This is a genomic window from Cupriavidus sp. 207A1 (genome assembly GCF_057798955.1).
On sequence record NZ_JBYOJO010000007.1, the window covers coordinates 53,783 to 75,304 of the forward strand.

The 21,522-nt window shown below is 64.6% G+C and carries 20 protein-coding genes; 19 read left to right on the top strand and 1 reads right to left on the bottom strand.

The genetic code is table 11. The annotated features are described in order from the left end of the window. Positions 1-2 precede the first annotated feature (2 nt). The 18 genes from nuoH to cyoD all read left to right on the top strand — a co-directional run bounded on the left by nuoH (position 3) and on the right by cyoD (position 17,599). Positions 3-1,067, top strand: a complete 1,065-nt coding sequence (gene nuoH / locus AC3FMM_RS14435; protein ID WP_115679827.1) for an NADH-quinone oxidoreductase subunit NuoH — start codon at positions 3-5, stop codon at positions 1,065-1,067. Between the two features lie 71 nt (positions 1,068-1,138). Beyond that, positions 1,139-1,630 (top strand): NADH-quinone oxidoreductase subunit NuoI, encoded by a 492-nt coding sequence (nuoI, locus tag AC3FMM_RS14440; RefSeq protein ID WP_022534067.1) that lies wholly within the window; start codon positions 1,139-1,141, stop codon positions 1,628-1,630. A gap of 175 nt (positions 1,631-1,805) precedes the next feature. Further along, positions 1,806-2,450, top strand: a complete 645-nt coding sequence (locus AC3FMM_RS14445) for an NADH-quinone oxidoreductase subunit J (protein ID WP_115706417.1) — start codon at positions 1,806-1,808, stop codon at positions 2,448-2,450. Positions 2,451-2,466: 16 nt separating this feature from the next. Next, a complete protein-coding gene (gene nuoK, locus AC3FMM_RS14450; protein WP_029044763.1) occupies positions 2,467-2,772 on the top strand; it encodes an NADH-quinone oxidoreductase subunit NuoK in 306 nt (101 codons plus the stop codon). Positions 2,773-2,830: 58 nt separating this feature from the next. After that, entirely contained in the window at positions 2,831-4,918 is a 2,088-nt protein-coding gene (gene nuoL, locus AC3FMM_RS14455; RefSeq protein WP_115708780.1) for an NADH-quinone oxidoreductase subunit L, read from the top strand. 27 nt (positions 4,919-4,945) lie between these two features. After that, positions 4,946-6,412, top strand: a complete 1,467-nt coding sequence (locus tag AC3FMM_RS14460; RefSeq protein ID WP_115708782.1) for an NADH-quinone oxidoreductase subunit M — start codon at positions 4,946-4,948, stop codon at positions 6,410-6,412. A gap of 18 nt (positions 6,413-6,430) precedes the next feature. Beyond that, complete coding sequence (gene nuoN / locus AC3FMM_RS14465) at positions 6,431-7,906, top strand: NADH-quinone oxidoreductase subunit NuoN (RefSeq protein WP_414248020.1); 1,476 nt, start codon at positions 6,431-6,433, stop codon at positions 7,904-7,906. A 13-nt stretch (positions 7,907-7,919) separates the two neighbouring features. Then, the gene (locus AC3FMM_RS14470; protein WP_062797778.1) at positions 7,920-8,228 is read left to right on the top strand and encodes a DUF2818 family protein; all 309 of its coding nucleotides are present in this window, start codon (positions 7,920-7,922) and stop codon (positions 8,226-8,228) included. Positions 8,229-8,272: 44 nt separating this feature from the next. Further along, entirely contained in the window at positions 8,273-8,926 is a 654-nt protein-coding gene (locus tag AC3FMM_RS14475; protein WP_115679831.1) for an NUDIX domain-containing protein, read from the top strand. A gap of 116 nt (positions 8,927-9,042) precedes the next feature. Then, positions 9,043-9,489, top strand: a complete 447-nt coding sequence (locus AC3FMM_RS14480) for a DUF1178 family protein (RefSeq protein ID WP_115708784.1) — start codon at positions 9,043-9,045, stop codon at positions 9,487-9,489. A gap of 93 nt (positions 9,490-9,582) precedes the next feature. Beyond that, entirely contained in the window at positions 9,583-10,785 is a 1,203-nt protein-coding gene (locus tag AC3FMM_RS14485; RefSeq protein WP_092314032.1) for an acyl-CoA dehydrogenase family protein, read from the top strand. A 13-nt stretch (positions 10,786-10,798) separates the two neighbouring features. Next, the gene (locus AC3FMM_RS14490) at positions 10,799-11,917 is read left to right on the top strand and encodes an acyl-CoA dehydrogenase family protein (RefSeq protein ID WP_116312326.1); all 1,119 of its coding nucleotides are present in this window, start codon (positions 10,799-10,801) and stop codon (positions 11,915-11,917) included. A gap of 155 nt (positions 11,918-12,072) precedes the next feature. Further along, positions 12,073-12,516 (top strand): MaoC family dehydratase, encoded by a 444-nt coding sequence (locus AC3FMM_RS14495; protein ID WP_116312327.1) that lies wholly within the window; start codon positions 12,073-12,075, stop codon positions 12,514-12,516. A gap of 32 nt (positions 12,517-12,548) precedes the next feature. After that, complete coding sequence (locus tag AC3FMM_RS14500; RefSeq protein ID WP_115708790.1) at positions 12,549-13,025, top strand: MaoC family dehydratase; 477 nt, start codon at positions 12,549-12,551, stop codon at positions 13,023-13,025. Between the two features lie 605 nt (positions 13,026-13,630). Next, entirely contained in the window at positions 13,631-14,593 is a 963-nt protein-coding gene (cyoA, locus tag AC3FMM_RS14505) for a ubiquinol oxidase subunit II (RefSeq protein WP_025582408.1), read from the top strand. 14 nt (positions 14,594-14,607) lie between these two features. Then, positions 14,608-16,581, top strand: coding sequence for a cytochrome o ubiquinol oxidase subunit I (gene cyoB, locus AC3FMM_RS14510; protein ID WP_116313250.1), 1,974 nt, complete (start codon positions 14,608-14,610; stop codon positions 16,579-16,581). A gap of 5 nt (positions 16,582-16,586) precedes the next feature. Continuing rightward, entirely contained in the window at positions 16,587-17,231 is a 645-nt protein-coding gene (gene cyoC / locus AC3FMM_RS14515; protein WP_115708793.1) for a cytochrome o ubiquinol oxidase subunit III, read from the top strand. Further along, positions 17,231-17,599 carry a cytochrome o ubiquinol oxidase subunit IV gene (gene cyoD, locus AC3FMM_RS14520; RefSeq protein WP_488686858.1) on the top strand — a complete coding sequence of 123 codons (369 nt, stop codon included), beginning with the start codon at positions 17,231-17,233 and terminating at the stop codon, positions 17,597-17,599. Before cyoC ends, cyoD begins: the two co-directional genes overlap by 1 nt. Positions 17,600-17,666: 67 nt before the next feature. On the opposite strand, the gene AC3FMM_RS14525 is transcribed toward cyoD, so the two are convergent. Then, positions 17,667-19,724, bottom strand: a complete 2,058-nt coding sequence (locus tag AC3FMM_RS14525; RefSeq protein ID WP_488686859.1) for a gamma-glutamyltransferase family protein — start codon at positions 19,722-19,724, stop codon at positions 17,667-17,669. Positions 19,725-20,177: 453 nt separating this feature from the next. Here AC3FMM_RS14525 and urtA point away from each other — a divergent pair, with 453 nt between their 5' ends. Beyond that, positions 20,178-21,434 carry an urea ABC transporter substrate-binding protein gene (gene urtA, locus AC3FMM_RS14530; protein ID WP_115679837.1) on the top strand — a complete coding sequence of 419 codons (1,257 nt, stop codon included), beginning with the start codon at positions 20,178-20,180 and terminating at the stop codon, positions 21,432-21,434. The last annotated feature ends 88 nt before the right edge of the window (positions 21,435-21,522 follow it).

Sequence of the window (21,522 nt, forward strand, 5' to 3'; positions counted from 1 at the left end):
ACATGATTGACTGGATTACCTCGCAAGGGCAGGGCGTACTGGGCGCGTACTGGACGCCGCTGTGGATCCTGATCCGCGCCGTGCTGATCGTGGTGCCGCTGCTGCTGTGCGTGGCTTACCTGATCCTGTGGGAGCGCAAGCTGATCGGCTGGATGCACGTGCGTCTGGGCCCGAACCGCGTCGGCCCGCTGGGCCTGCTGCAGCCGATCGCCGACGTGCTGAAGCTGCTGCTCAAGGAAGTCATGATGCCGACGCAGGTCAGCCGCGGCATGTACCTGATCGCGCCGCTGATGGTGCTGATGCCTGCCGTTGCGGTCTGGGCCGTGATTCCGTTCCAGGCCGAAGTGGTGATGGCAGACGTCAACGCCGGCCTGCTGTACGTGATGGCGATCAGCTCGGTCGGCGTCTACGGCGTGATCCTGGCCGGCTGGGCCTCGAACTCCAAGTACGCCTTTATCGGCGCCATGCGTGCCGCGGCACAGATGGTGTCGTATGAAATCGCCATGGGCTTTGCGCTGGTGACGGTGCTGATGGTTGCCGGCAGCCTGAACCTGTCGGCCATCGTCAACGGCCAGAACACGGGCTACTTCGCCGACATGGGCATCAACATCCTGTCGTGGAACTGGCTGCCGCTGCTGCCGATGTTCGGCGTCTACTTCATCTCGGGCGTGGCCGAAACCAACCGCCACCCGTTCGACGTGGTGGAAGGCGAATCGGAAATCGTGGCCGGCCACATGATCGAATATTCGGGCATGGGCTTCGCGCTGTTCTTCCTGGCCGAGTACATCAACATGATCATCATCTCGGCCATGACCGCGCTGATGTTCCTGGGCGGCTGGGCGCCTCCGTTCTCGAGCGTGGTCACCAACGCGGTCCCCGGCTTCTTCTGGCTGCTGGTCAAGGTTTTCCTGCTGCTGTCGGTCTTTATCTGGATCCGTGCCTCGTTCCCGCGCTACCGCTATGACCAGATCATGCGCCTGGGCTGGAAGGTGTTCATTCCGCTGACCGTGGTGTGGCTGATCATCGTGGCGATCTGGATCAAGTCGCCGTGGAACATCTGGCACTGAACAGCCAAGCGACGGTGCGGCGCTGCAATGCGGCAGCGCGCACCGCGCGGAAATACTAGGAAGCAATCGTCATGCTGCTCGCCATCAAGGACTTCTTCAACAGCCTGCTCCTGAAGGAACTCTTCAAGGGCATGGCGCTGACCGGCCGCTATCTCTTCGCGCGCAAGGTCACCGTCCAGTTCCCGGAAGAGAAAACGCCGATCTCGCCGCGCTTCCGTGGCCTGCACGCGCTGCGCCGCTATCCGAATGGCGAAGAGCGCTGCATTGCCTGCAAGCTGTGCGAGGCGGTGTGCCCGGCGCTGGCCATCACCATCGAGTCGGACGTGCGCAACGACGGCACGCGCCGTACCACCCGCTACGACATCGACCTGACCAAGTGCATCTTCTGCGGTTTCTGCGAAGAGGCCTGCCCGGTCGACGCCATCGTAGAAACGCAGATCCTGGAATACCACGGCGAGAAGCGCGGCGACCTGTACTTCACCAAGGACATGCTGCTGGCAGTGGGCGACCGCTACGAGCCGCAGATCGCGGCGGCCAAGGCTGCCGACGCCAAGTATCGCTGACCGGCGCACGCGCCAAACGGCAGGGCGGCCACCCGTAACTCACCTGGCCGCTTCTGCCACCGAATTTGAATACGGTCCCTTCAATGCGAGGGGCCAAAGCAAGGATGCCGCGGGAGCGGGCCACCCGAAGGGGAAGGCCTGTGCCGGACGGCCCTGAGAGGATCCGATAGGAACCATGGAACTCACGACCACCATCTTCTATGTCTTTGCGCTGGTGCTGGTGCTCTCCGCACTGAAAGTCATCACTGCGAAGAACCCGGTGCATTCCGCACTGTTCCTCGTGCTGTCGTTCTTCACGGCCGCCGCGATCTGGATGCTGCTCAAGGCGGAATTCCTCGCCATCCTGCTGGTGCTGGTCTATGTCGGCGCGGTGATGGTGCTGTTCCTGTTCGTGGTGATGATGATCGATATCGACATCGAGCACCTGCGCCGCGACTTCTGGACCTACGTGCCGATGGCCTCGATCGTGGGTGCGCTGATCATCGCCGAGATGGCGATCGTGCTGGTGCGCAACTTCATCGGCACCACCGCGCCGGTGGTGGCCAGCGGTTCGCAGGAACCGGGGTACTCGAACACCGCCGCGCTCGGCAAGCTGATCTACACCGACTACATCTACGCCTTTGAAGTGGCCGGCATCATCCTGCTGGTGGCGATCATCGCCGCGGTCGCGCTGACCCTGCGCCGCCGCAAGGACACCAAGGCCCAGGACGTGTCGGCGCAGCTGCGTACCCGCCGCGACGAACGCGTGCGCCTGGTGCCGATGCAGGCCGAAGCCCAGAACCCGCAGACGGAAGCCGCGGCTGCCGCCAATAAGAACTAAAGCCCGGAGAAACGCTGTGCTCTCTCTCGCCCACTTCCTCGTGCTCGGTGCGATCCTGTTTGCGATCAGCATCGTCGGCATCTTCCTGAACCGCAAGAACGTGATCGTGCTGCTGATGGCGATCGAACTGATGCTGCTCGCGGTGAACATCAACTTCGTCGCCTTCTCGCATTACCTGGGCGACCTGGCTGGTCAGGTTTTCGTTTTCTTCATCCTTACGGTGGCCGCCGCCGAGTCGGCAATCGGTCTGGCAATCCTGGTGGTGCTGTTCCGCAACCTGGATACGATCAACGTGGACGACATGGACACCCTGAAGTACTGATCCGTGCCGTACTACGCAGATAACCAAGACTCTCCGACCGCACACCACTAAGCGTCCTATGGCAACCACGCTCAACCCCAACCTGCTGCTCGCGATTGCGCTGGCGCCGCTAGCCGGCTCAGCGATCGCCGGCCTGTTCGGTACCAAGTTTTTTGGCCTGTTTTCCTCGGAGTCGCGCGGCGGCCGGATCGTGGCCCACACCTCGACCATCCTGGGCGTGGCCATTTCCTTCGGGCTGTCGGTGATGGTGCTGCTCGACGTGATGAACGGCGCCGGCTACAACGGCACCGTGTACGAGTGGATGGCCATCGGCGACCTGAAGATGGAGGTCGGCTTCCTGGTCGACTCGCTGACCGCGATGATGATGGTCGTGGTGACCTTCGTCTCGCTGATGGTGCATATCTACACCGTCGGCTACATGGACGGGGATCCCGGCTACAACCGCTTCTTTGCCTACATCTCGCTGTTCACCTTCTCGATGCTGATGCTGGTGATGAGCAACAACTTCCTGCAGCTGTTCTTCGGCTGGGAAGCGGTGGGCCTGGTGTCGTACCTGCTGATCGGCTTCTGGTACACGCGCCCGACCGCGATCTTCGCCAACCTGAAGGCGTTCCTGGTCAACCGTGTCGGTGACTTCGGCTTTATCCTGGGCATCGGCCTGCTGCTGGCCTACAGCGGCAGCATGAACTACACCGAAGTATTCGCCGCGCGCGACCAGCTGGCTACCGTGGTTTTCCCGGGCACCGACTGGATGATGATCACGGTCGCGTGCATCTGCCTGTTCATCGGCGCGATGGGCAAGTCGGCGCAGTTCCCGCTGCACGTCTGGCTGCCTGATTCGATGGAAGGCCCGACCCCGATTTCTGCACTGATCCACGCGGCAACGATGGTGACGGCCGGCATCTTCATGGTCGCGCGCATGTCGCCGCTGTTCGAGCTGTCGGACGCCGCGCTGTCGTTCGTGCTGGTGATTGGCGCCATCACCGCGCTGTTCATGGGCTTCCTGGGCATCATCCAGAACGACATCAAGCGCGTGGTCGCGTACTCGACGCTGTCGCAGCTGGGCTACATGACCGTCGCGCTGGGCGCCTCGGCCTACTCGGTGGCGGTGTTCCACCTGATGACGCACGCCTTCTTCAAGGCACTGCTGTTCCTGGGCGCGGGCTCGGTCATCATCGGCATGCACCACGACCAGGACATCCGCAACATGGGCGGCCTGCGCAAGTACATGCCGATCACCTGGATCACCTCGCTGGTGGGTTCGCTGGCGCTGATCGGCACGCCGTTCTTCGCAGGCTTCTACTCCAAGGACTCGATCATCGAGGCCGTGGCCGAGTCGCACATCGCCGGTTCGGGCTTTGCCTACTTCGCCGTGCTGGCCGGCGTGTTCGTGACCGCGTTCTACTCGTTCCGCATGTACTTCCTGGTCTTCCACGGCAAGGAGCGCTGGGGCCAGAACCATGCGCACCAGCACCATGAGGGCGACCACGAGGACGAGGAAGTCTCGCACGACCATCACCATGGCCTGGCTGCCGGCGAGAAACCGCACGAGTCGCCGTGGGTGGTGACGCTGCCGCTGGTGCTGCTGGCGATCCCGTCGGTGATCATCGGCGCCATCGCGATCGAGCCGATGCTGTTCGGCAACTTCTTCAAGAACGGCATCGCCTTCAAGGAAGTGATCTTCGTCGGCGAGAACCACCACGCCATGGCCGAGCTGAAGGAAGCGTTCCACGGCTGGGTGGCGATGGCGCAGCACTCGCTGACCACGCCCGTGCTGTGGCTGGCCATCGCCGGCGTGGTGCTGTCCTGGTTCTTCTACATGAAGCGCCCGGATATCCCCGAAGCCATCGCGAATCGCTTCTCGGGCCTGTACAAGCTGCTGGACAACAAGTACTACATGGACGCCATCAACCAGGCCGTATTCGCCCGCGGCGCACGCCTGCTTGGTACCGGCCTGTGGAAGGGCGGCGACCAGAGCCTGATCGACGGCCTGTTCGTCAACGGCGCGGCGCGCGTGGTGGCATCGTTTGCTTCGGCCAGCCGCTACCTGCAGTCGGGCTATATCTACCACTACGCATTTGCGATGATCGTCGGCATGCTGGTGCTGCTGACGCTGACGATCACGGGCGTGATCGGCACCAAGTGATAGGCACCAAGTAAGGAAAACATAGAAATGGTTCTGTCTTTCTCAATCTGGCTGCCTGTCTTTTTCGGCCTGCTGATCCTCGCCTTCGGCTCGGACCGCAGCCCCGGCTTCGTGCGGTGGATGTCGCTGTTCGGCTCGATCGCCAGCTTCGTCGTCACGCTGCCGCTGGTGTTCAACTTCGACCGCGCCACCGCGGCGATGCAGTTCGTCGAAAAGGCGAGCTGGATCGAACGCTTCAACATCCACTACCTGCTGGGCGTCGACGGCCTGTCGATGTGGTTCGTGGTGCTGACCGCCTTCATCACGGTGATCGTGGTGATCTCCGCCTGGGAAGTGATCACCGAGCGGGTCGCCGAGTACATGGCCTCGTTCCTGATCCTGTCGGGCCTGATGGTCGGCGTGTTCTGCGCGCTCGACGGCATGCTGTTCTACGTGTTCTTCGAAGCCACGCTGATCCCGATGTACATCATCATCGGCGTCTGGGGCGGTCCGAACCGTGTGTATGCGGCCTTCAAGTTCTTCCTGTACACGCTGCTGGGCTCGCTGCTGACGCTGGTCGCGCTGCTGTACCTGTACAACAAGACCGGCACGTTCGACATCCTGCAGTGGCACCAGGCCAAGTTGTCGATGAACGAGCAGATCGCGATCTTCATTGCCTTCTTCGTCGCCTTTGCGGTCAAGGTGCCGATGTGGCCGGTGCATACCTGGCTGCCCGACGCCCACGTGGAAGCGCCGACCGGCGGGTCGGTGGTGCTGGCCGCCATCATGCTGAAGCTGGGTGCCTACGGCTTCCTGCGCTTCTCGCTGCCGATCGCGCCTGACGCGAGCCACTACCTGGCCCCGTTTATCATCACGATCTCGCTGATCGCGGTGATCTACATCGGCCTGGTGGCGCTGGTGCAGGCCGACATGAAGAAGCTGGTGGCGTACTCGTCGATCGCCCACATGGGCTTCGTCACGCTGGGCTTCTTCATCTTCAGCGACATCGGCGTCGAAGGCGGCATCATCCAGATGATCTCGCACGGCTTTATCTCGGGCGCCATGTTCCTTTGCATCGGCGTGCTGTATGACCGCGTGCACTCGCGCCAGATCGCCGACTACGGCGGCGTGGTCAACACCATGCCCAAGTTCGCCGCGCTGTCGGTGTTCTTCGCGATGGCCAACTGCGGCCTGCCGGCCACCTCGGGCTTCGTCGGTGAATTCATGGTGATCCTGGGTGCCGTCAAGTTCAACTTCTGGATCGGCCTGCTGGCTGCTACCGCCCTGATCTTCGGCGCTGCCTATTCGCTGTGGATGGTCAAGCGCGTGATCTTCGGCGACGTCGTGCACCAGCACGTGCGCGAGCTGGTCGACCTGAACAAGCGTGAGTTCGTCATGCTCGGCCTGCTGGCCATCATGACGCTGTACATGGGCCTGCACCCGAAGCCCTTTACCGACGTGATGCACCCGTCCGTGGTCAACCTGCTGCAGCACGCGGCGCAGTCGAAGCTGTAATCGGGGAGAGATATCAACATGCAACCGTCCTCGACACTCGCCCCCGTGGCGCCGATCATCTTCCTGGCGATCGCCATCGCCGCGATCAACTGGATCGACCTGGCCCGCGGCAAGGGCAAGCAGAGCGTGGCCTATCCGCTGTCGCTGCTGACCACGCTGGTGCTGACCGCCTGGTTCGGCATGAACGCCGCCGCCGGCGAGACGCACTACGCGTTCGCCAACCTGGTCGTGATCGACCCGATGGCCAACGTGCTGTCGGCGTTCTGCGCCGCCGGCCTGTTCGTCACGCTGGTCTATACGCGCCGCTACCTGGCCGAGCGCGACATGTTCGCCGGCGAGTTCTACATGCTGGCGCTGTTCACGCTGGGCGGCCAGATCGTGATGATCACCGGCAACAACTTCCTGACCCTGTACCTGGGCCTGGAGCTGCTGTCGCTGTCGTCGTACGCGCTGGTGGCCCTGCGCCGCGAGTCGCGCGTGACCTCCGAGTCCGCCATGAAGTACTTCGTGCTGGGCGCGCTGGCTTCGGGCTTCCTGCTGTATGGCATCTCGATGATGTACGGCGCCACCGGTTCGCTGAACCTGGGCGAGGTGTTCCGCGCGGTCGAGTCCGGCCGCATCAACACCACCATGCTGGCCTTCGGCGTGGTCTTCATCGTCGCCGGCCTGTCGTTCAAGCTGGGCGCCGCTCCGTTCCACATGTGGATTCCGGACATCTACCAGGGCTCGCCGACCGCGGTGACGCTGCTGATCGCCGGCGGCCCGAAGGTGGCGGCGTTCGCGCTGTTCATCCGCGTGCTGGTGGAAGGCCTGCTGCCGCTGGCCAGCGACTGGCAGATGATGCTGGTGGTGCTGTCGATCATCTCGCTGGCGATCGGCAACCTGACCGCGATCGTGCAGAGCAACCTGAAGCGGATGCTGGCGTACTCGACCATCTCGCACATGGGCTTCGTGCTGCTCGGCCTGCTCTCGGGCGTGGTCGCCAACAAGGCCGACGGTGCCGCCGATGCCTACAGCTCGGCCATGTTCTACTCGGTGACCTACCTGCTGACCACGCTGGGCACCTTCGGCATCATCCTGCTGCGCACCAGCAAGGGCTTCGAGGCCGAGACGCTGGAAGACCTGAAGGGCATGTCGCGCCGCAACCCGTGGTTTGCCTTCCTGATGCTGGTGATGATGTTCTCGCTGGCGGGCATCCCGCCGACGGTGGGCTTCTATGCCAAGCTGGCCGTGCTCGACGCGGTGGTCAAGGCCGGCATGACCTGGCTGGCGGTGGTGGCGGTGCTGTTCTCGCTGATCGGCGCGTTCTACTACCTGCGCATCGTCAAGCTGATGTACTTCGATGCCCCTGCCGGCGAAGAGCAACTGGAAGCCACCTTTGGCCTGCGCTCGATGCTGAGCGTGAATGGCGCCGCGGTGATCCTGCTGGGCCTGTTCCCGGCCGCGCTGATGAACCTGTGCTACCAGGCCATCCGCTCGACCCTGGGCTCCTGACCCGCCACGCAACATGAGCGCCTCCGCAAGCGGCTGGTTTGTCATCCTGCTGGCACTGGTCTGTGCGAACCTGCCGTTCGTGAACCAGCGCCTGTTCGTGGTGATCCCGCTGCGGCAGGCGCGCAAGCCGCTGTGGCTGCGCCTGCTGGAACTGATTGTCTGGTTCGGGGTGGCGGGCGCCGCCGGCTTCGCGGTGGAAGCCAACCTCGGCGGCACTTTTACGCAGGGCTGGCAGTTCTACGCCATCACCGCCTGCATGATGCTGGTGTTTGCCTTCCCGGGCTTCACCTGGCAATACCTCGTCAAACACCGCACGGCCTGAAGCCGGTCTTGTCGGCGCCGGGCCCTGCCTGATCCGGAGCGTCCATGACCGACAAGATCCAACGCGGCACCCCACTTCCCGCCGGCCTGTCCGCGAACCACGAGAGCGACGACGCACTGAAGGAGGTGTGCGTGGCGTCGGCCACGGTCCATCGCGGCAAGTTCCTTACCCTCAAGCAGGACATCGTCAGGCTGCCCGACGGCAAGCAGACCGGGCGCGAGTACGTGGTCCATCCCGGCGCGGTCATGATGATCCCGCTGTTCGATGACGGCAGCGTGCTGATGGAACGCCAGTTCCGCTACCCGGTGGGCGAGGTGATGCTGGAATTTCCCGCGGGCAAGCTCGACCCCGAAGAGGGCGCGCAGCGCTGCGGCGAACGCGAACTGCTGGAGGAAACCGGCTATCGCGCCGCGCGCTGGGACTACCTGACGCGCATCCATCCCGTCATTTCGTATTCGACCGAGTTCATCGACATCCTGCTCGCGCGCGACCTGACGCATGGCGAGGCGCAACTCGATGACGGCGAATTCCTGGAAACCTTCATCGCGCCTGCCGGCCAGGTTATAGACTGGGTGCGCAGCGGCCGCATCACCGACGTAAAGACCATCATCGGGGCGTTCTGGCTCGAAAAAGTGATCTCTGGTGCGTGGCAGCCAGGCGAACAGCCCATGCCGGTGTACGGCTCGGCACAACGGTGACCGGCGCGGCGAGGCGCCGCAGCGTAGTTCCGAACGGTCGTTCTAAAAAATTTAGCACGACCGTTCACAAAATTTGGATTCGCGGATAATATAGCTTTTGACGGGCTGGAAAGATCATGAAGGTGCTCGACCTGCGCTGCGCGCATGACCATCGTTTCGAGGGCTGGTTTGCCTCGGAGGAAGAGGCGCAGTCGCAAATTTCGCGTGACCTCGTCCAATGCCCGGTCTGTGGCGACCACGCCGTGACCCGGCTGCCCAGCGCGCCGCGCCTGAACCTGTCGGGCGCGACCGCGCGCGAGGGCAAGGCCAGGCCGGCGCCGCCGGCTGCCGCACCGGTGACACTGCAAGCGCTCTATATGAAGGCAGTGAAGCAGGTGCTGGCGCAGACCGAGGACGTTGGCGATCGCTTTGCCGAGGAGGCAAGGCGCATGCACTATGACGAGGCGCCGGAACGCGGCATCCGCGGTTCGGCCTCGCCGGAGGAGGTGCAGGCGCTGGCCGACGAGGGCATCGAGACTTTTCCGCTCGTGGTGCCGGATGCGCTGAAGCAGACGGCTCACTGAATTGCGTCCTGTGCCCGTTGCTGTCGGCGCATGACGCGCAGGCAGAACAAACCGCCGGCGGCCCGCGCCATGCCGGCACCACTGGAGACGGGCATGGATCTCAACTACTCGGCGTCCGACGATGCCTTCCGCGAGGAAGTGCGTAGCTGGCTCGAAGCCAACTTGCCGGCGGACATCCGCAGCAAGATTCTCAACCACCGCCGTCCGAACCGCGATGACCTGGTGCGCTGGCACAAGCTGCTCGCCGGCAAGGGCTGGTCGGCGCCGCACTGGCCGGTGCAGTACGGCGGCACCGGCTGGAACGCCACCCAGCGCCATATCTGGGACGAGGAGAATGCCCGCGTCGGTGCGCCCGGCGTGCTGCCGTTCGGCGTGGCCATGGTCGCGCCGGTGATCATGAAGTACGGCAACGAGCAGCAGAAGTCGTACTACCTGCCGCGCATCCTGGACTGCACCGACTGGTGGTGCCAGGGCTATTCGGAGCCGGGCTCGGGTTCGGACCTGGCCTCGCTGAAGACCCGCGCGGAACTGACGTCCGACGGCAAGCACTACATCGTCAACGGCCAGAAGACCTGGACCACGCTCGGCCAGCACGCCGACATGATCTTCTGCCTGGTCCGCACCGATCCCGAGGCCAAGAAGCAGGAGGGCATCTCGTTCCTGCTGATCGACATGAAGACCCCGGGCATCACCGTGCGCCCGATCATCATGCTCGACGAAGAGCACGAGGTGAACGAAGTCTTCTTCGACAACGTCAAGGTGCCGGTCGAGAACCGCGTCGGCGAAGAAAACAAGGGCTGGACCTACGCCAAGTACCTGCTCGGCCATGAGCGCACCGGCATCGCCCGCGTCGGCAATTCCAAGCGCGAGCTGGGCTTCCTGAAGCGCGTGGCGCGCCAGCAGCAGAAGAACGGCAAGCCGCTGCTGGAAGATCCGGTGTTCGGCGCCAAGGTCGCCGCGCTCGAGATCGAGCTGATGGCACTGGAGATCACCGTGCTGCGCGTGGTGTCGAGCGAAGCCGCGGGCAAGGGCCCCGGCCCCGAGGCCTCGATGCTGAAGATCAAGGGCACCGAGATCCAGCAGTTGCTGACCGAGCTGATGGTCGAGGCCGTCGGCCCGTACGCGCAGCCGTTCGACACCGCCTACCTGGAGTGCGAGACCGAGCACGCCGTGACCGGCTACGACGACGCCGCGCCGCTGGCCGCGTACTACTTCAACTATCGCAAGACCTCCATCTACGGCGGGTCCAACGAAATTCAGAAGAACATCATCAGCCAGATGATTCTGGGGCTGTGAGGAGACACGCATCATGAACTTCAATCTCAGCGACGAACAGAAGCAGCTGGCCGACGCCGTGCGCCGTTTCATCGACAAGGACTACGGTTTCGAAGAGCGCAAGAAGTACTATGAGAGCACCGCCGGCTACGGCGAGACCGCATGGGGCGCGCTGGCCGAACTGGGCCTGACCGCGCTGCCGGTGCCGGAAGCGCAGGGCGGCTTTGCCGGCAAGGCCCTGGACATGATGGTGGTGCAGCAGGAACTGGGCCGCGGCCTGATCGTCGAGCCCTACCTGGCGACCGTGGCGGGCGCCTACGCGCTGGGCCTGGCCGGCGGCCAGGACGCGCTGCTGGAGCAGGTGGCGGGCGGCGAGCTGAAGCTGGCGGTGGCGTTCAACGAGCCGCAGGCGCGCTATGAGCTGAACCACGTGCGCGTCACCGCCCGCGACGGCAAGCTCAACGGCCGCAAGACCGTGGTGGTGCACGGCGGCCAGGCCGACCGGCTGGTCGTGTCGGCGCGCAGCAGCGGCGCCGAGGCCGACCAGGATGGCATCTCGCTGTTCCTGGTCGATGCGAAGGGCGCGGGCGTCAGCATCCGGGACTACCGCACCATCGACAACCTGCGCGCCGCCGATATCACCTTCCAGGATGCGCCCGCGCAATTGCTGGGCGAAGCCGGCAAGGGCTTCGCGCTGGTCGAGCAGGTGGCCGACTACGCCGCAGTGCTGCTGTGCGCCGAGGCAGTAGGCGTGATGGACACGCTCAACGCCGCGACGCTGGAATACGCCAAAACGCGCCAGCAGTTCGGCCAGCCGATCGCGCGCTTCCAGGCGCTGCAGCACCGCATGGTCGAGATGTTCATCCACGCCGAGCAGTCGCGCTCGATCACGCTGCTGGCCGCGGCGCGCTTCGAGGAGGCGACGCCGGAACAGCGCCGCCGCTACGTGTCCGCCGCCAAGGCGCGCGTGGGGCAGGCCGCCCGCACGGTGGGCCAGGAGGCGGTGCAGATCCACGGCGGCATGGGCGTGACCAACGAACTGCCGGCCGCGCACATGTTCAAGCGGCTGACCATGATCAACACCACCTTCGGCGACGTGGATCATCACCTGGGCAGGTTTGCCGCCCAGCCGGGGTTCCAGGAAGCTGCCTGATCCCGTCGGCCCAGTCAAAACCGCGCTGCAGTCCAGGCGCGGTTTTTTTCTTTGCGCGCTGTTAGGGGCGGGTTCGGCAAATACGGACGCGCGCGCCGGCCTGCCATGCGATCATCGTGCGGACAAGTCAACCGCATTCACAACGGAGACACCCCATGCTGTATTTCGAGGATTTTGAAGTCGGCAGCCGCCGCGAGCTGGGCTCCTACCTCGTCACCGAGGAAGAGATCCTGAACTTCGCGCGCCAGTACGATCCGCAGCCGTTCCATATCGACAAGGAAGCCGCCGCCAACAGCATCTACGGCGGGCTGATCTCGAGCGGCTGGATGACGTGCTCGATCATGATGCGCCTGCTGGTGCTGAGCACCACCGGCAAGTCGGCCAGCATGGGCTCGCCCGGCGTCGACGAGATCCGCTGGCTCAAGCCGGTCTATGCCGGCGACACGCTGACGGTGGTGCTGAACGTGCTGGACAGCCGGCCGTCGGAGTCCAAGCCGGACCGCGGCGTGGTCCATACCCAGTGGGAGGCCACCAACCAGCGCGGCGAGCTGGTGTGCACCGTCAAGGGCATGGGCATGTACGGCCGCCGGCCCGCCTAACCACACTTAACCGTCACGAGGAGACGATCGACATGCGTACCATCGCAACGCTGGAAGAACTGGAAGGGCTGCAGGGCCAGGAAGTCGCGGTCAGCGACTGGATCGAGGTAACCCAGCAACAGGTCAACCAGTTTGCCGAGGCCACCGGCGACCACCAGTGGATCCACATCGACGTGGAGCGCGCGAAAAAGGAATCGCCCTATGGCGGCCCGATCGCGCACGGCTTCCTGACGCTGTCGCTGCTGCCCAGGTTCATGCACAACGCGCTCAGCATGCCGTCCAAGATCGGCGTCAACTACGGGCTGAACAGGGTGCGCTTTACCGCACCGGTGCCGGTCGGCAGCAAGCTGCGCGCGCGCATCAAGCTGCTGAAGGTCGAGCGCCTGGACCCCCTGCCCAAGTCGCCGGAACTGGTCGGCGCCCAATCCACCTGGGAGGTCACCGTGGAGCGCGAAGGCAGCGAGCGGCCGGTGTGCATCGCCGAGTCCATCACGCGCCGCTACGGCTGAGCCGCGGCGTCGCATGCGGCACTGCGACAATATGCCACAGCGCAGTGTCGCATCCCGGAGAGCCGCCTGAAGCGCGGCTTTCTGCATATTTACCTGCGTTTTTGTGGTGTTGACGTGGATCAAGGACAACGCGGTGCACCAATGTGCAGATTGTCCGTTTTAATGAACAGTGTGTTCTGTGGCGTTGGGTTTACCCTCAATGTTGCGTTGCGGTACAGTCGCGCCCACGATGTTTTACGTGTTGCGCCCCCCGGCCGAAAACCGCGCCTGCCCTGACGGCAGGTCCGTCGGGAGGCGCAAAAGCCTCGTATTCCAACGCTACCCGGCCGCTGTACTGAGCCGGGACCGTTCGCGGTTTCGGCCACCAGGTGCCGCAGCGCCGGCAAGGTCCCACAGGGCCTGCAGCGCGCGCAGTCAGTTGTCCTTCCGTGTTCATGGCGTTGCAAGGCCGCATGGTCCTCCGGCGTTAGATCCGCCGCCCGACCGCAACGCCAGCTAAGGACACGTCCTTCCGGTTTTCCCATAGCCCCACGCCTCTTGCGCGAGCATCAGGCGGTTTAGCCACGCTTTTGCCCAAAGCGCGGTGTAACCAAACCAGTCGTGACATGAAGAAACCCATACTGCCGCGTTGGACGCGGTTCCTGCCCTGCCTCGGCCTGCTCCTGCTGGCCGGCTGCAACATGACGCTGCTCGACCCGAAAGGGCAGGTCGGCGTCGACATCAAGAACATCATCCTGATCGCCACCTGGCTCATGCTGCTGGTGGTGGTGCCGGTGATCGTGCTCACGCTGGTGTTCGCCTGGAAGTACCGCGCGTCCAATACCAAGGCGCGCTACGAGCCGGACTGGTCGCACTCGACCGCGATCGAAGTGGTGGTGTGGCTGATCCCGTGCCTGATCATCATCGCGCTGGGCATCATCACCTGGAAGTCCTCGCACGACCTGGACCCGTACAAGCCGCTGGAATCGAACAAGAAGCCGGTCACCATCGAGGTGGTCGCGCTGAACTGGAAGTGGCTGTTCATTTATCCGGAACTGAAGATCGCCACCGTCAACCAGATCGCGTTCCCGGTCGACACCCCGGTGAACTTCAAGATCACCTCGGATTCGATCATGAATTCGTTCTTCATCCCGCAACTGGGCAGCCAGGTGTACGCCATGGCGGGGATGGAGACCAAGCTGCACCTGATCGCCAACCATGCCGGCTCGTATGACGGCGTGTCCGCCAACTACAGCGGCGGCGGCTTCTCGGGCATGAAGTTCAAGGCCGACGCCATGTCGAACTACGAGTTCGACCAGTGGGTGGCCAAGGTTCGCGCTTCGTCGACCGAACTGGGCGTCGAAGGCTACAAGACGCTGGCACAACCCAGCGAGAAGGAGCCGGTCACGTACTACGGCAAGGTGGAAGACCAGCTCTTCCACAACATCCTGCACAAGTACATGGGCCACGGCGGCGCCGCACTGGCCGCCGACGGGTTCAAGGGCGGCCCGATCTGCACGTCGCGCAACACCCTCGGTGAAGAGCAGCTGTCCTTGACCACGCCGGCTGCGCTGCCGGCGGGCGCGTAATCCTGGGAGCAATGATGTTTGGCAAGTTGAGTTTGTCGGCGATTCCGTTTCATGAGCCGATCATCATGGTCGTGCTGGCCGGTGTCGCCCTGGGCGGTGCCGCGCTGCTGGGCGCGATCACCTATTTCAAGAAGTGGGGCTATCTCTGGAACGAGTGGTTCACCTCGGTCGATCACAAGAAGATCGGCGTGATGTACTGCCTGGTGGCGCTGATCATGCTGCTGCGCGGCTTTGCCGACGCGGTCATGATGCGCACCCAGCTGGCGCTGGCCACCAATGGCGCCACCGGCGTGCTGCCGCCCGAGCACTACGACCAGATCTTCACCGCCCATGGCGTGATCATGATCTTCTTCGTGGCCATGCCGCTGATGACCGGCCTGATGAACCTGGTCGTGCCGCTGCAGATCGGCGCGCGCGACGTGGCCTTCCCGTTCCTGAACACGCTGTCGTTCTGGCTGTTCGTGGCGGGCGCCATGCTGGTCAACATCTCGCTGGGCGTCGGTGAATTCGCCAAGACCGGCTGGCTGGCCTACCCGCCGCTGTCGGGGCTGGACTACAGCCCGGGCGTAGGGGTGGACTATTACCTCTGGAGCTTGCAGATCTCAGGCCTGGGCACCTTGCTGACCGGCGTGAACTTCCTGGTGACGATCCTGCGCATGCGCGCGCCTGGCATGACGCTGATGCGCATGCCGGTGTTCACCTGGACCGCGCTGTGCACCAACGTGCTGATCGTTGCCGCCTTCCCGGTGCTGACCGTGACCCTGGCGCTGCTGGGCCTGGACCGCTACCTCGGCATGCATTTCTTCACGAACGACGGTGGCGGCAACGCCATGATGTACGTGAACCTGATCTGGATCTGGGGCCACCCCGAGGTGTACATCCTGATCCTGCCGGCGTTCGGCATCTTCTCTGAAGTCATCGCCACGTTCTCGGGCAAGAAGCTGTTCGGCTACAAGGGCATGGTGTACGCGACCGCCGCGATCATGGTGCTGTCGTTCATCGTGTGGCTGCACCACTTCTTCACGATGGGCTCGGGCGCCAACGTCAACGCGTTCTTCGGCATCACCACCATGATCATCTCCATCCCGACCGGGGTGAAGATCTTCAACTGGCTGTTCACCATGTACCGCGGCCGCGTGCAGATGACCTCGCCGGTGCTGTGGACGCTGGGCTTCATGATCACCTTCGTGATCGGTGGCATGACCGGCGTGCTGATGGCCGTGCCGGCGGCCGACTTCGTGCTGCACAACAGCCTGTTCCTGATCGCCCACTTCCACAACGTGATCATCGGCGGCGTGCTGTTCGGCTACCTGGCCGGCATCACCTACTGGTGGCCGAAGGCGTTCGGCTTCAAGCTGAACGAGCGCCTGGGCAAGGCTTCGTTCTGGTGCTGGCTGGTGGGCTTCTACTTCGCCTTCATGCCGCTGTACGTGCTGGGCCTGATGGGCATGACCCGCCGCCTGAACCATACCGACAACCCGGCCTGGACGCCGTGGCTGTACCTGGCCGTGGTGGGCGTGGTGTTCGTCGCGCTGGGCATCTTCTTCCAGGTGCTGCAGATCGTGGTGTCGATCCGCGACCGCAAGAAGCTGGCCGACGTGACCGGCGACCCGTGGGGCGGCCGCACGCTCGAGTGGGCCACCTCGTCGCCGCCGCCGTTCTACAACTTCGCGCACACCCCGGTGGTGCGTGACCTGGACGCGTTCGCCGACATGAAGGCGCGTGGCGAGACCCTGCCGACCGAAGGCTACGAGAAGATCCACATGCCCAAGAACACGGGCGCGGGCTTCATCATCGGTGCCTTCAGCCTGGTGTTCGGCTTTGCCCTGACCTGGCATATCTGGTGGATGGCCATCGTTGGCCTGGTGGGCATGGTGTGGGCGTTCATCCACCGCAGCAACGACGACCATATCGACTACTACGTGCCGGCCACCGAGGTCGAGCAGATCGAAACGCGCCATCTGCAGCGCATTGCTTCGCAAGCCTGAGAACCATGTCGACTCAAGTCCTAGACCGCATCCCCGCGCAGGCCGGCGCACCGGCCAAAGCCGACGCGCATGGCCATGACCATGCGCACCACGATACCAGTGCCAATACGGTGTATGGCTTCTGGATCTACCTGATGAGCGACTGCATCATCTTCGCCGGACTGTTCGCGGCCTTCGCCGTGCTGCGCGGCGAACTGGCAGGCGGCCCGTCGGCGAAGGAGCTGTTCGAGCTCAACTACGTGCTGGTGGAGACCTTCATCCTGCTGTTCTCCTCGATCACGTACGGCATGGCGATGATCTCGCTGCAGAACCGCAGCCTCAAGCACGTGCAGACCTGGCTTGGCATCACCTTCCTGCTGGGGCTGGCGTTCATGGCGATGGAAATCAACGAATTCCACCACCTGATCGCCGAAGGCGCGGGCCCCGGCCGCAGCGCGTTCCTGTCGTCGTTCTTCACGCTGGTCGGCACCCACGGTCTGCACGTCGCCAGCGGCATGCTGTGGATGATCGTGCTGATGTGGCAGCTGGGCAAGAAGGGCATCACCCCGACGCTGAGCAAGCGCCTGATGTGCCTGTCGCTGTTCTGGCACTTCCTGGACGTGGTCTGGATCGGCGTGTTTACCGTGGTCTACCTGATGGGACATCTGTGATGGCACAACACAACGCACCGGCGGCGCACGGCGCCCACGACTCACACGCGCATGACAGCCAGGCTGGCGGCCACGCCAGCTTCAAGGGCTACGCAATCGGCTTCATCCTCGCCGTGATCCTGACGGTGATCCCGTTCAAGATCGTGATGGACGGCACCATGGACAAGGGCACCATCCTGTGGACCATCCTGGGCATGGCCGTGGTCCAGATGATCGTGCACCTGAAGTATTTCCTGCACCTGGACTCGTCGTCCGAGCAGCGCAGCAACGTGATCGCGCTGCTGTTCACGGCGCTGATCCTGGTGATCGTGGTGGCGGGTTCGCTGTGGATCATGCACAACCTGAACGCCAACATGATGGTGATGTAAGGACCGGCGTCCTGGCATCGAAAAAAAGGGGCCCCGCGGGGCCCCTTTTTCTTTGGTCGCGGCTTCGTCAGGGCTTGAACGTGTCCCCCAGCACCACGCCCTCGCGCCGCGGGTCGGCGCCGCCGACCAGCACCGCCGAGCCGCCGATGGTGGTGCGGATGATGGCGCTCAGCCCGCTGGACTGCGCCGCCGTATTGACGGTGTGGCCCAGGTTGCGCAGGCCCCTGACCAGCGGGTCGTTGTCGCCCGGCAGGCCGCCAGCCGGCGTGCTGGTGTCGACGTTGGGATGCTCGCCGCCGACGATCATGGGCGAGCCCGCGCTCGCGTTATTGCCGCCGAAGTCGATCATCGACACCGCCTGCTGGGCATCCAGCCCCCAGTCCAGCGACGCCACCAGGGTCTTGGCCACGAACTGGATGATGGTGGCGCCGCCCGGCGAGCCGGTGGTCATGTAGAAGTCGCCGCGCGAGCCGTCGCTGTTGCGCTGGAACACAACCGTGGGCGCCATCGAGCTGCGCGGGCGCTTGCCCGGCTGCAGCCGGTTGGCCACCGGCACGCCGCCCGGCGCCGGATCGGCATTGAAGTCGGTCAGCTCGTTGTTGAGCAGGAAGCCGTTGGTCATGTGGTACGAGCCCAGGCCGGCCTCGATGGTGGTGGTCATCGCCACCACGTTGCCGTACTTGTCATGCAGCGACAGGTGCGTGGTGCCGCGCTCCTCCACCATCGACGGCGCCAGCGGCACGTCGCCGAGGTTGCCCGCCGCCACCGGCGTGACCATCGAGCCGGTGGTGCTGATCAGGCTGGCGCGCTGGCTCAGGTAGGGCTTGTTCAGCATGGTGTCCGGGGTGCCGCCGGGCAACGGGATGAAGTCGGTGTCGGCCACGTACTTGTTGCGGTCGGCATAGGCCAGGTGGCCGGCTTCGCCCATCAGGTGGGCGCCCAGCACGCTGGGCCGGCCGCCGTTCTGGTCGACCAGCGTGGGCTTGTGCGCCGCCATGTCGAAGTTCTCGACGATGCCCAGGATCTGCGCCACCGCGATCCCGCCCGACGACGGCGGCGGCATGCCGCATACCTCGTACTGGCGGTAGGTGGTGCACACCGGCGTGCGCTTCTTGGCCTGGTAGTTGGCCAGGTCGTCCAGCGTGGTAACGCCCGGCGTGGTGTTGCCGTCGTAGGTGGTCTGGATCTTGGCAACGATGGCCTGCGCGATCGGCCCGTTCTTGTAGAAGGCGTCGGCGCCGTCCGCGGCGACGGCGCTGAAGACCGCCGCCAGCGCGGGGTTGCGCAGCACGGTGTTGACCGCGCGCGGGGTGCCGTCGGGATTCAGGAAGTAGGCAGCCATCTCCGGATCGCGCTTGATATTGGCGACGGTGGCGCTGTCGGAGATCGCGGCGGCCATGCGCGGCGGGATCGCGAAACCGTCGGTGGCCAGCTTGATCGCCGGCGCGAACAGTTCCTTCCAGGCAGTCTTGCCGTAGTCGCGGTGGGCCAGCTCGAGCACGCGCAGCGTGCCCGGGGTGCCGATCGAGCGGCCGCTGCGCTGGGCATTGGGCAGGGGCGTGGTCGGGTCGGCCGCGGACTTCCAGCGCAGGTAGTTCTCGTCTGCGGCGGCCGGCGCGGTCTCGCGGCCGTCGTAGGCGGTGAGCTGCCGGGTCGTCGCGTCGTAATGCAGGATGAAGGCACCGCCGCCGATGCCGGACGATTGCGGCTCGACCAGGTTCAGCACCATCTGCGCCGCCACCGCGGCGTCGATCGCGGTGCCGCCGGCCTTCAGCACGTCGCACGCCGCCTTGGTCGAGACCGGGTTGTTGGTCACCGCCATATAGGTCTTGCTGTAGACCGTGACCTTGGGCGCATAGCCGGTCGCCTGCTCCGGCGCGTTGGGGTCGCCCGGCAGCACTACCGCCTGGCCGCCGGTACTGCCATCGAGTTCGCAGCCGGCAGTGGGCGTGACCGGCGGTGGCGGGGGCGGAGGCGGGGGATCGTCGCCGCCGCCGCAGGCGCCCAGGGTCAGCGCCAGCGCCGCCAGGGCCAGCTTGCCGCGACGCGGGCGCCAGTACGGGGTGGCGCGCGGCTGCGGCTGCGGCTCGGCGGGGGATGCGTGGGGGTCGGCAGCGTACGGCATGGTTTCTCCTTCCTTTTATGTGGGTCCGGGAAATGCCACGGCCGGGTCGTCAGGCGGGACCGCGGCCATCTTTCACCGTAGTGCCGCGGCGCGCCGGCCTTAATCATTGAATGTACGGATTTACATGCATTCGAATCCGGGTTTAAGCGCCCGCTTAATCGACGCCGGCGAGTGCGCTGGCACGCCGGCGCTTGCCAATGGCGCCACGGTGGCGCAAGCCGGTTCCGGCAATGTGCGCCATGCACCGGGATCGGCCGCGCCGGCCGGCACGCACTGTCGCAGTGCGCTGATTCGCTGCACGGTGATGGTGCGGACGCGCCAGGCGGGCGGTGCCTGGGCCCCCGCACCGCCTGTGGCCACGCCGCGCGGGCGATATCGCCGTGGCACGCTAGTTGCAGATGCATCACCCCGGGGAGCGTAGTCCCTGACCAACACCACAAACGGGAGCTGCAAATGCAACGACGTGACATGCTGAAGCTGTCGGCGATAGCCGCCGCGGCGATGATCGGTACCAGCCCGCTGGCGCTGGCGCAGTCAAAGGAGCCGATCAAGGTCGGCATCCTGCATTCGCTGTCCGGCACCATGGCGATCTCCGAAACGTCGCTGAAGGACGTGGCGCTGATGACCATCGACGAGATCAACAAGAGCGGCGGCGTGCTCGGGCGCAAGCTGGAACCGGTGGTGGTGGACCCGGCCTCCAACTGGCCGCTGTTCGCCGAGAAGGCGCGCCAGCTGGTCAGCAAGGACAAGGTCGCGGTGACCTTCGGCTGCTGGACCTCGGTGTCGCGCAAGTCGGTGCTGCCGGTCTACGAAGAGCTCAACTCCCTGCTGTTCTACCCGGTGCAGTATGAAGGCGAGGAGATGTCGAAGAACGTCTTCTACACCGGCGCGGCGCCCAACCAGCAGGCCATTCCCGCGGTGGAATACCTGATGAGCAAGGAGGGCGGCGGCGCCAAACGGTTCTTCCTGCTCGGCACCGACTATGTCTACCCGCGCACCACCAACAAGATCCTGCGCGCCTTCCTGAAGAGCAAGGGCGTGGCCGACAAGGACATCGAAGAGGTCTACACCCCGTTCGGCCACAGCGACTACCAGACCATCGTCGCCAATATCAAGAAGTTCTCGCAGGGCGGCAAGACCGCGGTGATCTCCACCATCAACGGCGATTCCAACGTGCCGTTCTACAAGGAGCTGGGCAACGCCGGGCTCAAGGCCAAGGACGTGCCGGTGGTGGCGTTCTCGGTCGGCGAAGAGGAACTGCGCGGCATCGACACCAAGCCGCTGGTGGGCCACCTGGCCGCGTGGAACTACTTCATGTCGGTCAAGAACCCCGAGAACGACGCCTTCCGCAAGCAGTGGGCCGCCTGGGTCAAGGCCAACAACCTGCCCGGCGGCGACAAGCGCGTGACCAACGACCCGATGGAAGCCACCTACGTGGGCATCCACATGTGGGCGCAGGCGGTGAAGAAGGCCGGCAGCACCGACACCAACAAGGTGCGCGCCGCGATGTACGGCCAGACCTTCAAGGCGCCGGACGGCTTCACCCTGACCATGGGCGAGAACCACCACCTGTACAAGCCGGTGATGATCGGCGAGGTCAAGGGCGACGGCCAGTTCGCGGTGGTGTGGAAGACGCCGAAGGCGGTGCGCGCGCAGCCGTGGAGCCCGTTCATCGCGGGCAATGAAGGCAAGCCGGACAAGGTGATGTAAGGAGCGGTCGCCTACCGCTGGTTTTCTCCCCTCTCCCGCTTGCGGGAGAGGGGAGCGCACCCCCAGCTTGGTTATCCACCATCGTCAC